Consider the following 13241-nt stretch of genomic DNA (forward strand, 5'->3'; position numbering starts at 1 on the left):
ATCGCGCGCCATGCTACAAACGGGGCGAACTGTATTTACGCTTCATGGTGAAGGCAAGAAAAATGGGGGAATGATTCCTCCGGAGCATACGACGATGCCAGAACTGTTTAGAGCGAACGGATATTTTACGCAGCATATTGGGAAGTGGCATCAAGATAAGAAATCGTTTAACCGTGCCTATATCGATGCCAATAGTATTTTTTCGTTTGGAAATAACATCCCCAAAAGAAGTGGCTGGTATGGAGCAGGTGGGCACTAYGCACCAGTGTTGATGGATTATGATCCAACTGGTGAATATGTTYTAGAGCATGCATTTCAAATGGAAAAGGGCATGATTAAAAAGAAGGAAATTGACAAAAATATYCAGAACAACATGCATTCAACGGATATTTTCTGCGACACCGCATTAGAGTTTTTGGAAAATTATGATCAGGAGAAGCCGTTCTATTTGTATACAGCATTAGTGGCGCCGCATGATCCGCGCAATGCTCCAGAAAAATATGAAGAGATGTATTCGCCAGATGATGTGTCAACTCCTGAAAATTTCTTGCCGCAGCATACGTTTGATAATGGTGACCTATGGGTTCGCGATGAATTGTTGGAGTTTTTTCCGAGACGTGAATATTCGATACGCCGACATATAGCCGACTATTATTCTATGATTAGCCACATCGATGCCCGATTTGGAGATGTCATGAAAAAGTTAAAGGATAAAGGATTATATGAGAATACAATTATTATATTTGCTGGAGATAACGGGCTAGCATTGGGACAACATGGTCTGATGGGCAAACAAAGCGTATATGAGCATAGCATTAGGGTGCCGCTTATAGTAAAGCCTGCAGGAGAATTTGTGCCAAGGATGACAGATGCGTATGCGTATCTATGCGACATCTTCCCAACGCTATGCGATTTGTGTGATTTGGAAGTGCCGGAATCGGTGAATGCAAAGTCTTTTGCAGATGTTGTGAATGGGGCAACGGATATGGCGAGAGAGGATTTGTTGCTGATATATCGTAATTTTCARCGAGCATATAAAAACGACCGCTTTAAATTAATAGAGTACTTTGTGGGTGATCAACGCAATACGCAATTGTTTGATTTAGAAAAAGATCCGCATGAAATTACAAACTTGGCGGAAAGGCCAGAGTATAAAGTTATTTTAGAAGAACTGAAGAAGAAGCTTCACGAAAAGCAAGTGGAGTTTGCTGATCCTCTGGTAACATGCACTGCCGAAAAATTAGCGGAAGATATTTGGTAATTTTTGTTAAAACTGCCTGCATTATAGTAGGCAGTCTTCTTATGAAAGCATAACATACATAAAAATTAGGAGTGAATATTGACTATGATCAAGGAAAATATTTTTAAGCTATGGTTACGATTTGTTATCCCATCAATTGTAGGTGTCGTGTTAAATACAATTTATACGATGGTAGATGGAATATTTGTTGGCAGAGGCGCTGGGGAGACGGCGTTAGCAGCGCTGAATCTGGCATGGCCTGCCATAACGATAATATTGGGAACAGGAGCTATGTTTGGAACAGGGGCAACGATACTGATTGCGAAAAAAATGGGTTCAGGAGAAAAGGATGATGCGGAGCGAGTTTTTGCTGTTACAATTAAGTATACATTGATTTTGGGAATAGTATTTATGATTTTGGGAGTCGCATTGGCAAACCCGATAACTAAAATGTTGGGAGCAACTGCAGATACATTTAATTTTACAAGAGATTATTTTGTGGTAATATATTTGATGTCGATACCATATTTATTTTCCAATTCGCTAAATCAGTTGGTAAGAGCAGATGGTAATCCCAACTTGTCTATGATAATGGTTGGAGTTGGCGCATTGCTGAATGTGGTTTTAGACTGGCTTTTGGTGGTTGAATTACAGATGGGGACAGCTGGCGCCGCATTGGCAACAGGGTGCGGTGTAATATTATCAACAATTATAGGGTTATACTATTTTACGTATGGCAAATCAAACCTTAAATTGAGAAGAAAGTACTTTAAGCTGGATGCTGCGATATTGCGTTCGACCTGCAAAATTGGGGTTGCATCATTCTTTATGCAATTTTCGGGTGGTCTACTAATGTTGATTCAAAATCGCATAATTTATAAAACTGGTACCACGGTTGATATTGCAATATTTAGTATTTCGGGATATAYATTTTCGCTATATGCGCAAATAGCGATAGGAATTGTTCAGGGAATTCAGCCGGTAATGGCGTTTCATTATGGTGCCCATGCTCTCAAACGTCAGCACCAGCTGTTGGCAATCACTCTTGCGGTAACGCTCTCGATAAGCATGTTGTTTTTGTTGTTCTTAATATTTTATGGCAAAGAGTTTGTGTCGCTATATAATTTAGATGAGGCTGTAATAGAGACTGCGTATAGGAGAATTCTGATATTTTGCATGGGAACGCCGGCTGTTGGAGTGATTCAAACGATGGCATCATATTATCAAGCGGTTAATCGCAGCACCTATGCTAGTATTATATCGATGGGTAGAGGAATTGTGTTGCAAGTATTGTTTACGATCACATTACCACTGTTTTTAGGAGTGGATGGAATATTTGTGGGGCAAGCGGCATCGGATATATGCTCGCTGCTTATAGTAGGGGCATTGATAATACATTCGAGAAAAGCTAAACCAGCGATAGCATAAAAGTAATATTATAAAGAAGTAAGTAGTGGAGTTTTGAGTGCTCCACTTTTTTTGTTAAGTTAAATTTTTTTTATGGACATTTTGTAGTACAATATATGAGGTAGTGTGATAAACTACACATGTTAGAGATAACATGACATTGATGTATGTTTTTGAGAGGAGATTGCTATGTTAAATATAGATAAAGAGATTGATTTAGACAAATTAGATTTTGCGGCAAAGACATTTTTTTATACTACAAAGCTTCCGATTGCTTTTTTAAACCACATAGGAGAAACTCTATTTTTTAGAGGAGTGCGTGCCAAACCTACACCTTTTTGTAGACTGGTTGCAGATTGTCTAAAAGCAGATTGCCCTTGTTGTGAAATTCATTTAAGTGCAGGTAGACAAGCATATCAATTGGGTGAACCATATATTTTTATGTGCCCATTAGGCCTAACTCATATTGCAATGGCGATCGTTATAGAAGGCGCATTTAAGGGATTCTTTCTTTCGGGAGGGTTTATAATGACGCCTTTTGAAGAGTTTCAATTTATGGACGCGTTAGAAAGGTATAATATAGAGAAGACGCAGTATGAACAGTTTGAGGAGTGCGCCAGGCAGTTGTCGATAATTTCGCCAAGTTTGACACGTTATTTTGCCAATGCTATTGAATGTATTACTGCATCTGTTATGCTTAGCAATACGTATGATTTGAAAGAGAGGAATGAGCGTGCGCTGCAACAGAGAAAAATTAGTGAAACTTTGCAGGAGAAAAAGTATCTTCATAATGCAGATTATTCGTATCCATTTGAAAAAGAGAAAAAATTGGTAGAAGCTGTAAAAAGTGGACAAACGGCAGATGCGGCAGCAATACTAAACGATTTGCTAGGACATGTACTACTCAGCAATGCCAATGATCTAAATATAATTAAGGCGCGAGTGTTAGAGCTTTGTACTATTATTTCGCGAGTAGCGTTGGAGTCGACAAAACGTATAGAAAATACGTTATCACTGAATGCTGTATTTTTGAATGAGCTGATGGAATCAAAAAGTTTGGAAGATTTGGCTTTTGCTTTGCATAAGGTTATTAAAGAGTTTACCGATGAAATATTGGAGCTAAATAATACGGCGTTATTTGTGCCTATAAGAAAGGTAATAAATTATATTAACACATATTATGCGGAAGAAATTTCGTTGCATAAGGTTGCAAAATTAGTGCATCTAACGCCCTCATACTTTTCGACAGTGTTTAAAAAAGAGACAGGCTATTCGTTTACGCAGTATCTAAATAAAGTGAGGATAGAGCATGGCAAATTGTTGCTTATGGATACATCGATGACAGTTTTGGAAGTTGCAATAGAAGTGGGGTTTGATACGGATACATACTTTTGTACCGTATTTAAAAAGGTAGTGGGAGTGACACCAAATCAGTTTCGAAAGTCTATGTAGGGGGGATAGCCCCCCTCTTTTTAATAGTAGCGAACAAGTTCCGAAACTTCTTTTCTAGGCGGTGCTTTTGGAGTCTCAGTTGGGTAGCCAAAAGTGACAACAGTGGCAACAGTTTCTTCTTCTGGAAGAGACAAAACTTGCTTGATATTAGCATCATCGATAACACCCATAATACATGTGCCGATGCCATGCTCATGTGCAGAAAGGCAAAATGTTTGCGTTGCGATGCCCGCATCGAAAACTTCCCATTCAGATCCTTTGCTAGTTACATATCCATCGTCTCCAAATCCCATCTCTTTGGCTTTTTCTGGCTCAAATGCACCGCTTTTACCTTTAACAAAGCTGATTACGGCAACATTTTTGGCATATTTAAGCACTTTCATATTGTATACAAAGCCGTTTACGCATTTATCTGCTAGGGCTTTAATAAGCTCTGGGTCAGTGACTATGTTGTATCGAGCAATTTGAGTGTTACCCCAAGAAGGAGCAAAACGGCAATCTTCGATAATCGCTTCTACAACGCCCTTATCAACAATTTTATCTTCATATCTTCGAACACTACGTCTTTCTTTAATCATTGGACAATCTCCCTTTCTGAAAATGGTTGTAGCAATAGTGTTTCCCAAAAATAGAATATTTAGTCAAATTTGCTAAAAATAATTTATCAGGAAGATTTTTTGTTGAAAATTACATGTTGTCATAAAAAAAATAATAAATTATAATAACTGTATTCGATGAATTACATTTTATTAAATAAGCCGATATGTATTAAATTTTAGAAGTGGAGGTATTAATGGAACATAAATATTCAAAATTATTCACACCTATTAAGATAGGAAAATTAGAAATTAAGAATCGATATTTTATGGCACCAATGGCAACGCCAGGATTGGTTGACCCCACAACAGGAGCGTATAACGAACGTGGAATTGAGTATTATGCGCAAAGAGCAAAAGGTGGAACAGGTCTGATAGTTACTGGTATTTGTAAGGCAGAAAAAATTGTGGAAAGCATGAATGGCGGAATACCGATGGCTAGCCTAAATCCAGGGGCTTTTGTAAGAGATGGAAAAACTCTAACAGAGCGTGTTCATGCGTATGATGCTAAAATATTTTTGCAATTAGGTTTTGGGTTTGGTCGTGTAATGGTTCCAAACGCAATTAAAAATGGAGCTGCAGCGGTGGCGCCATCGCCAGTTGAAAATAGATGGGATAAAAATGTTATTCATAGAGAACTCACCATTGAAGAAATTAAAAGTATGATTAAAAGTATGGCACAAGCGGCGGCTCATGCCAAAAGAGCAGGCTTTGACGGTGTTGAAGTTCACGCAGTGCATGAAGGTTATTTATTAGATCAATTTACATTAGAGCTATTTAATCAAAGAAAAGATCAGTATGGAGGAAGCTTTGAAAATAGATATCGTGCGGCAGTGGAAGTGGTAGAGGCTATCAAAGCTGAATGTGGTCAAGATTTTCCGGTTATCTTGAGATATTCTCCAAAGAGCTTTATAAAAGGAATTAGACAAGGAGGCTTGCCAGGCGAAGAGTTTAAAGAACTAGGCCGTGATATTGAAGAAGGAATAAAAGCTGCCAAATATTTGGTAAAAGCTGGATATGACGCATTGGATGTTGATGTTGGATCATATGATGCGTGGTATTGGAGTCATCCGCCGATGTATTTTGACGATGGATTGTATTTGCCGTTTGGAAAGATAATGAAAGAAGCAGTAGATGTTCCGATCATGATAGCAGGTAGAGTGGATAATCCAGATCTGGCATTGCAAGCGATAGATGATGGAGAAGCGGATATGATAGGATTAGGACGTCCATTGCTCTCGGATCCACAATTGCCAAACAAAGTTAGACGCAGAAAATTAAAAGATATCAGACCTTGTTTGTCTTGCCATGACGGTTGCATGGGGCGTGTTAAAACGGGTTATGTTATGACGTGTGCAGTAAATCCAGCATGTTCACGAGAAGTGGAATATGGTATTGTCGCATCGATTAAACCAAAAAAAATAATGGTCATTGGTGGTGGAGTTGCTGGAATGGAAGTTGCAAGAGTTTGTGGCGAAAAAGGCTATGAAGTGGATTTATATGAAAAGTCTAATCGCTTGGGTGGAAGCTTAATTCCTGGTGGGATGCCAACGTTTAAAAGGAATGACCATAAATTAATTGCTTGGTATGAAAATCAGCTTAAGACTTTAAAAGTAAATATTCATATGGAAACTGCAGTTACGAAGGATATGATAATTAACTCAGATTATGATGCGTATATATTGGGAACAGGGGCAACACCAATTAAATTGAGTCTTAAAGGTAGTGAATTGAATAATGTGTATGATGCATCAAAAGTTTCGATGGATATATCGATAGCGGGAAATGAAGTTGTAATTATTGGAGCAGGTTTGGTTGGTGCAGAGCTGGGGCTATGGTTAAAAATGGAAGGCAAAAAAGTGACGATTGTAGAAATGACCGATAAAATTTTTGGTGGTGAAGGAGCGATACCGTTTCCTAACTACGATATGTTAAGAGATTTATTGAATTTTAATAATGTAAAAATATTAACAGAAACGAAGGCAAAAGAGGTAACTGCAGAAGGTCTAAAAGTGGGCTTAAAAGATGGATCTGAACAAGTAATAAAAGCGGATACCGTGATCACAGCAGTTGGATATCATTCGGATAATAAATTGTATAATGAAATTAGATTATCAGATAAAGAAGTATTTTTATTGGGTGATGCAAAGCAAGTTCATAATATTATGTATGCGATTTGGGATGCTTATGCGGTAGCGCGTGATTTATAAATTAGAGAGTATATTATTATGGCATTGAAAAACTATTTGATGTCATAATTTTTAATATTATAATAAGGATGGGATTACATATGAATTTAAGTTTATTAGGAATAATAATTGCAATTGTTGTATTTATATTGTTATCTTTTAGAGGTGTGGCAACTATAGTATCAGTGCTTGTAACAACAATTATAATTGCTTTATTTTCGGGTACAAGTGTATTAGATACTTTAAATGGAACTTGGTTGAGTACTGTAGGTAACTTTGTAGCAGGATATTTTTTAATTTTTGCATTGGGAGCATTATTTGGAAAGTTGATGGCAGAAAGCGGGTCGGCAAAAAGCATTGCAATAGGGCTATCAAAATTAATAGATAAAACAAAAAATAAAAAATTTGCTGCGGCATTGGTGGTACCTATTTTCTACTTTTTATTATCTTATGTGGGAATAAGCCCATTTGTTGCTGTTTTTAGTGCATTGGCAGTGGGTAAGGAAATTTTGCAAAAATATGATATACCGTGGCGTTTGTTTTGCTATGGAGGAGTAATGATTATGCCTGCTGTGATGTTGCCAGGATCATTGCAAGTGGGAAATATTATGGCGGGAGAAATGGCAGGAACAAATTCGCTAACAGGTGGGGCGGCACTGGGTATTGTTGCAACAGCGACATATATTATAACGGTACTATGCAATATATTTATCGAAATTAAGATGGCCGAAAAGAGAAACGAAGGTTTTATAGAGTCTGGCAGAGCATTTGTCGAAACAGAAACAGCAAAAGCAAGTACGCAAGATGAGAATCTTATTTCGTGGCCACTTGCAGTAGCGCCATTAGTTGCAATTATTTTATTTTCTACCATATTTGAAGTACATGTAATTGTAGCTTTAACTATAGGCATTGTGATATGTGGAGCATTGTCATTTAAGAGATTAAAAACAAAAGGATTCAATAATATTGTAACGACAGGATTACTATCATCTTATGTGCCGCTTCTAAATGTTGCCGCAACATCGGCAGTGGCTAGTGTCATTTCTGCATCGAGCGGATTTGCAGTTATTACAGAAGGGCTAAGCTCGTTTTCGCCCTTAGTAGCAGGCTCAATATTGGCATTAGTGGGTACATTTATTGTGTGTAGCGGTGTGGCGGCATTAAGAGGATTTGGGGAAACAATTTTAGCAAATTTTATGGCGGCAGGATTAGCTCCAGGAGTTATACAACGATTAATCACTATAGTTACTTTCTCGTCATTGGCACCTCATGCGGCAGCGATTGCAAATACAATTTCGTTGACAAAAATAGATTATAAACTAGCATTAAAGATTTATATTAAAGGTTCGTTTGTTGGAGGATTTTCAGCGTTAGCAGTTGCGTTTATATGTATTCAATTTGGAATTTTTGTTTAATGAGATACTTCTATAATAAACATAAATAAAGAGGGATTAAATATGGTTAAAATAATTAACTCAAACTATCGATATCTACTGCATTCTGTTATAGGTATTTTGCTTATGATATTAATTGGAAACATAGAGCCAATATATTCTATAACGGAGATTGGAATGAAAATTATAGCTATATTTATTGGGATAATATATTTGTGGACTTTTGTGGACAGTATATGGCCAAGTTTACTAAGTGTGTTTTTACTAGGAAGTATAGAGTATATGTCTATGTCGGAACTGATGATGAATTTTTTAGGAAGTCCAACTGTGGTGCAGACTATATTTACATTAATTTTCATAGGAGCATTAATAGAAACAAATATGACAGCATACCTGGGGAGATGGTTTTTAACCATAAAATGCATAAATGGTCGTCCGTGGATGTTTACGTTTGCTATTTTATTAGGATGTTATTTTTTATCATTTTTATCATCTAGCTTTGCTGCTATATTTTTGTATTGGTCTATTTTATATGAAGTATTTGAAGAGCTGGGATATACAAAAGAGGATAAATATGTATCAACATCGCTTATAGCAATCGTTATTACATCTATATTGGGATTTAGTACAGCGCCATTTAAAAATATTCCACTTGTGTTAATTACTAATTTTAATAGTTTAACAGGTGTCGCGATAAATAATGTGTCTTATTTGGGAATGAGTTTAACATTATCGATTTTGAATATTATTGGACTGCTGGCAGTGATGAAGTATATCATTAAAGTGGATGTAACAAGACTAAAAACAATTAATATTGATATGTTTAAGGAGAAGACATTAATCACTATAGATATCAAAGGAAAAATTATTATATCTGCATTTGTATTGTATATTGTCGCTATGCTGTTGCCGAGTATTTTGCCAACAGATATATGGCTATATGAATTTTTAAATAAAACACAAGTGGGTATAGTAATTGGGTTTGTTGCGGCATTATGTGCTTTTAGAATTAAAGGGAAAGCAATTATAGATTTTCAAAAAATTGGTGCGACACATATGTATTGGAATTCCATCTTTATAATTTCTGCATCATTATTATTAGGCAATGCATTGACAAATGAGATCACAGGAGTGACAGAGTTCTTAACAATGATATTACAACCAATATTAGCAACCGAGTCAAGTATATTATTTATATGCTTACTTTTAACATTAGCGATTCTTTTAACAAATATTTGTAGTGGAACAATTATAGGATTAATCTTGTTGCCAATAATTGCTGCAGATGTTAGCAGTATGCATATGACAATGGAGCCAATAGTGTCTTTGTTTATTTATACGGTATTGATTGCTACAATTACACCGGCTGCGTCGCCGTTTGCGGCGATTTTACATGGAAACAAACAATGGTTATCATCAAATATAATATATAAATATACACCTATATTGACTTTGGCTGTATTGGTAATATGTATAATATTTGGAGTTACTATAGTAGATATATTTTTTGTGTTTTAGCATGAAGTAGAATAAAATGTATAACTTATCCAAGATAGCTGCGAGAAGAAATATTAGCTACCTTGGATAAAACTATTTTCTGATAGCATCAAAAAATAGAGTAGCGTCATCTTGAATTAAATTCGATATGCTATAGCTCCCTTCGTTGAGACACCACTCGTATAAGGCTCCCCTAAGCCATCGCAATAAAGAAGAAGTTAAAGAAGGAGCGGTTCTAGAGGAATGAAAATCTCCTTGATCTAGCCCTTGCTGAAAATGTTTATAAATTTCGGTATATAAGTATCGGGAAGTGCTCAAAAGGTATTTGTTGTTAATGGCAAGTTGAGTGATGAGAAGCTGACTTAAAAAGCTGGCACTGTTTTTTTCATAAATAAAAGCCATCTGCTGTAAAATAGACTTAATTTTTTGCTCTGGAGTGAGGTCGGTTAAATCGTATTGCTGATCGGCTAATAGCATATCGCACTGCTCAAAGGTTTTGATAATGATATCCTCCTTGGAATCAAAATAATGGTAAAATGTACCAATAGAGATGTCGGCAGCATCGCAAATAGTCTTAATTTTAATATCTTTAAAGTCCTCCTGTTGAAATAGATCAATAGCGCATTGAATAATCTTGTGTTTGGTATTATAAGCTTGTAATTGACGAGAAGTCATTTGGTTACCTCCGTGAATAAATAGGTTAAGTGGTTTTACAATTAGTGTGAGATAAAATGTTCTCATTTATTCTAAAAATGAGCAAAAACTAGGTGGAGACAAGCACAAATTTTAATAGATTGGAATACAATACGAATGACTAATAAATATAGCAAAAATAAGGAGGCGTCATATGACTTTTCAAAGGGTTGGATCATTGCAAGATAGAGTAGAATCCATCAAGAAGGTAACGAATACCGCAAATGTTGATCTCAAACTTCTAAGATTAGCGGAGCAAGGAGATATCAATGCTAAATATGCATTAGGAAAAGAGTTTATAGCAAATGAAAAAGCCRCGGCAGCGTTTGATTTATTTTTGAATGCAGCAAAACAAGGACATGTGCCATCTCAATACGAGTTGGGAAAATGTTATATATATGGAATAGGAACAGTGCAAAATTATGAGCAAGGAACAGTTTGGTTGAGCCGAGCGGCAAATTGGCAAGACGTCGTGGGATATACTTTGATGAATAGAATAATTGATGAAACTCGACAAGCAGTTGCAAGTGCGCGAACTGAGCTAGGRAACTGCTATTATAATGGTGCGGGAGTGGTTCAGTCGTATCAGAAAGCAAAAACAATGTACGAGATGGCAGCAAAGCAAGGAGATGCGCAGGCAGTAAACAACCTGGGATGGTGTTACCAAAAAGGACATGGGGTCGAAAAGGATATAAATCATGCAATGGATCTTTATATAGAAGCGGCACGCAGAGGATGTTATGATGCCTTAAATAATCTAGGAACTGGATTTCGGGAGGGAGTATTTGAAAAACCCAACTTGCAAAAAGAGCGTGAATTATATAGAGTATCGGTGGATCAGGGATATATTGAAGCAAAGAGGGGTTCAGAACAACTGTACCAGAATAATGATAGAATAAAAGCATCCGACGAATGGGCAATTGAACTATATGAAGCGGCAGCAACTCGCGGATACGCACCAGCTCAAAACAACTTAGGGTATTGCTATAGAGATGGCGTAGGCACAATGCAAAATTTAAGCAGAGCGTACAGTTGCTATTTACAAGCGGCAAACCAAGGCGATCCAGAAGGTATATACAACGTTGGCTGGTGTTACAGAAACGGTTATGGCGTAGAGCAGAATCTAGGCATGGCGCTACAATACTTTGCAAAGGCAGCAGACAAGGGACACGAAGAAGCAAAACGGATTGTAAGAAGGTTAACAAAGTAAGCGAATAAATATGTGAGCTGCATTGATATAATAAGTTGATGCAGCAACTTTTATGCAGATTAAAAAGAGGACAAGCGTTGCCAAATTATACAAAAAGTATTACAATAGATAAAAAAAAAAGAGGGTGACAATATGATTACAGAGGAGAGATATAAAAAAATATTGCAATTGGTAAATGCAACAGGAACTGTCGCAATAGCAGATTTGATAATAGAGCTAGGAGCTTCGGAATCGACAGTGCGGCGTGATTTAGTGAATTTGGATAATCAAAATTTACTCAAAAAATGTTATGGAGGTGCGGTGGCAATAAACTCGACTGCATTTGAAAAAGATGCGCAACGAAATGCAAGAAAGGAGATAAATCTAGCAGCAAAGACGGCGTTGGCAGCAAAGGCGGCATCGTTAATAAATGATGGGGACATGGTCTATATAGACGCAGGGACGACGACAGAATTGATCTCGCAATTTATCCAGGCAAAAAATGTTACGGTGGTAACGAACGGTTTAAATCATATAAAAACATTGCTAAACAGAGATATAGACGTGATCATCGTTGGGGGAAAAGTGAAACCAATAACAGAAGCGATAGTGGGAGCAAAAGTCGTAGATGAGTTGGAGAGATATCATTTTAATGTAGGTTTTTTTGGGGCCAATGGGGTGAGTACAAAAATGGGATACGTAACGCCAGAGGTAGAGGAGGCGCAAGTTAAGCGAAAGGCATTGGGTAACTGTGCAACAGCATATGTAGTTGCAGATGAAAGTAAGTTGTCTAAGTATAATTTTGTGAGCTTTGCGAATTTGGCAGACGCAGTGCTAATAACCAATGCGAAGGAGATAGAAGATATAGCAAAACAGACTAATGTAATATATGTGGGATAAGCCAACTGTCAGCCTAGTGTATTGTTAAGAAGTGATAAAATTGGTGTCAGAAATATGTTAAAAATAACGAAATGAATGATTTTGAACGATTTTGATTGACAATGACTGGGTTTTGCAGTAAAATAAAAATAGATAAATTGATAAGGAGGAAATAAGATGATTAATACGATTACTTTTAATCCGTCGGTAGATTATATGGTGGATCTATCTCAACTCGAAATCGGAGAAATCAATCGATCTTCAGCAGAATACATATTGCCAGGAGGAAAAGGTATTAATGTATCCATTATACTTAACAGGCTGGGTGTAACAAACAAGGCCCTGGGATTTGTTGCAGGCTTTACGGGCGACTATATCGAGCAGGCAACGTTTAAAGAAGGTGTTATTGCAGATTTCATAAAGTTGAAGGAAGGCTTTTCGAGAATTAATGTAAAGATAACTGATGCGACATCGGAGACTGGAGTAAATGGCAGTGGCGCGGCTATTTCATCCGAAGATTTGTTGCATCTAAATCAGAAAATAGCAACTCTGACGGCAGACGACATCTTGGTTTTGGCAGGCGCGATTCCAGCATCATTGCCAGATGCGACATACAGAGATATGATGGAAGCGCTACAAAATTCGGGAACCAAAATAGTGGTAGATGCAACGAAGGATCTGCTAATGAACGTGTTGGAGTATAGG

General features: G+C 37.0%; 11 protein-coding genes. 9 read left to right on the plus strand and 2 right to left on the minus strand.

Features of this window, described 5'->3' with window-relative positions; genetic code table 11:
- From EPU_RS12400 to EPU_RS10645, 3 genes are all read left to right on the plus strand, one after another.
- A partial coding sequence (locus tag EPU_RS12400) for a sulfatase-like hydrolase/transferase (RefSeq protein ID WP_044150205.1) occupies positions 1 to 1261 on the plus strand: 1261 nt, incomplete at its 5' end.
- Positions 1262 to 1345: 84 nt separating this feature from the next.
- Complete coding sequence (locus EPU_RS10640; protein WP_010169257.1) at positions 1346 to 2668, plus strand: MATE family efflux transporter; 1323 nt, start codon at positions 1346 to 1348, stop codon at positions 2666 to 2668.
- A 168-nt stretch (positions 2669 to 2836) separates the two neighbouring features.
- Positions 2837 to 4099, plus strand: coding sequence for a helix-turn-helix domain-containing protein (locus tag EPU_RS10645; RefSeq protein ID WP_010169258.1), 1263 nt, complete (start codon positions 2837 to 2839; stop codon positions 4097 to 4099).
- Between the two features lie 20 nt (positions 4100 to 4119).
- Here the strand turns inward: EPU_RS10645 and EPU_RS10650 are convergent, their stop codons facing one another.
- Positions 4120 to 4677: a nitroreductase family protein gene (locus tag EPU_RS10650; RefSeq protein WP_010169260.1), complete on the minus strand. Its 558-nt coding sequence runs from the start codon at positions 4675 to 4677 to the stop codon at positions 4120 to 4122.
- 215 nt (positions 4678 to 4892) lie between these two features.
- Here EPU_RS10650 and EPU_RS10655 point away from each other — a divergent pair, with 215 nt between their 5' ends.
- From EPU_RS10655 to EPU_RS10665, 3 genes are all read left to right on the plus strand, one after another.
- Positions 4893 to 6905: an oxidoreductase gene (locus EPU_RS10655; RefSeq protein ID WP_010169262.1), complete on the plus strand. Its 2013-nt coding sequence runs from the start codon at positions 4893 to 4895 to the stop codon at positions 6903 to 6905.
- Positions 6906 to 6985: 80 nt separating this feature from the next.
- Positions 6986 to 8299, plus strand: coding sequence for a GntP family permease (locus EPU_RS10660; RefSeq protein WP_010169264.1), 1314 nt, complete (start codon positions 6986 to 6988; stop codon positions 8297 to 8299).
- A 156-nt stretch (positions 8300 to 8455) separates the two neighbouring features.
- On the plus strand, positions 8456 to 9796 hold the full coding sequence (locus tag EPU_RS10665; protein ID WP_198006422.1) for a citrate transporter: 1341 nt from the start codon (positions 8456 to 8458) through the stop codon (positions 9794 to 9796).
- Positions 9797 to 9868: 72 nt separating this feature from the next.
- Here the strand turns inward: EPU_RS10665 and EPU_RS10670 are convergent, their stop codons facing one another.
- A complete protein-coding gene (locus tag EPU_RS10670) occupies positions 9869 to 10450 on the minus strand; it encodes a TetR/AcrR family transcriptional regulator (protein ID WP_010169268.1) in 582 nt (193 codons plus the stop codon).
- A 172-nt stretch (positions 10451 to 10622) separates the two neighbouring features.
- Between EPU_RS10670 and EPU_RS10675 the strand changes: the two genes are divergently transcribed.
- The 3 genes from EPU_RS10675 to EPU_RS10685 all read left to right on the plus strand — a co-directional run.
- On the plus strand, positions 10623 to 11678 hold the full coding sequence (locus EPU_RS10675; protein WP_010169270.1) for an SEL1-like repeat protein: 1056 nt from the start codon (positions 10623 to 10625) through the stop codon (positions 11676 to 11678).
- Positions 11679 to 11810: 132 nt separating this feature from the next.
- Positions 11811 to 12557 (plus strand): DeoR/GlpR family DNA-binding transcription regulator, encoded by a 747-nt coding sequence (locus EPU_RS10680; protein ID WP_010169272.1) that lies wholly within the window; start codon positions 11811 to 11813, stop codon positions 12555 to 12557.
- 156 nt (positions 12558 to 12713) lie between these two features.
- Positions 12714 to 13241, plus strand: a 528-nt coding sequence (locus EPU_RS10685; protein ID WP_010169274.1) for a 1-phosphofructokinase family hexose kinase, incomplete at its 3' end; no start/stop codon positions are given.

The sequence above is a fragment of the Candidatus Epulonipiscium viviparus genome (assembly GCF_000171335.1).
Taxonomy (GTDB): Bacteria; Bacillota; Clostridia; order Lachnospirales; family Cellulosilyticaceae; genus Epulonipiscioides; species Epulonipiscioides viviparus.

Bases quoted from the DNA above. Each gene is read 5' to 3' on its own strand.
- EPU_RS10665 (WP_198006422.1), top strand. From the start codon at position 8,456: ATGAAAATTATAGCTATATTTATTGGGATAATATATTTGTGGACTTTT.
- EPU_RS10660 (WP_010169264.1), top strand. From the start codon at position 6,986: ATGAATTTAAGTTTATTAGGAATAATAATTGCAATTGTTGTATTTATA.
- EPU_RS10680 (WP_010169272.1), top strand. From the start codon at position 11,811: ATGATTACAGAGGAGAGATATAAAAAAATATTGCAATTGGTAAATGCA.
- EPU_RS10670 (WP_010169268.1), bottom strand. From the start codon at position 10,450: ATGACTTCTCGTCAATTACAAGCTTATAATACCAAACACAAGATTATT.
- EPU_RS10645 (WP_010169258.1), top strand. From the start codon at position 2,837: ATGTTAAATATAGATAAAGAGATTGATTTAGACAAATTAGATTTTGCG.
- EPU_RS10650 (WP_010169260.1), bottom strand. From the start codon at position 4,677: ATGATTAAAGAAAGACGTAGTGTTCGAAGATATGAAGATAAAATTGTT.
- EPU_RS10655 (WP_010169262.1), top strand. From the start codon at position 4,893: ATGGAACATAAATATTCAAAATTATTCACACCTATTAAGATAGGAAAA.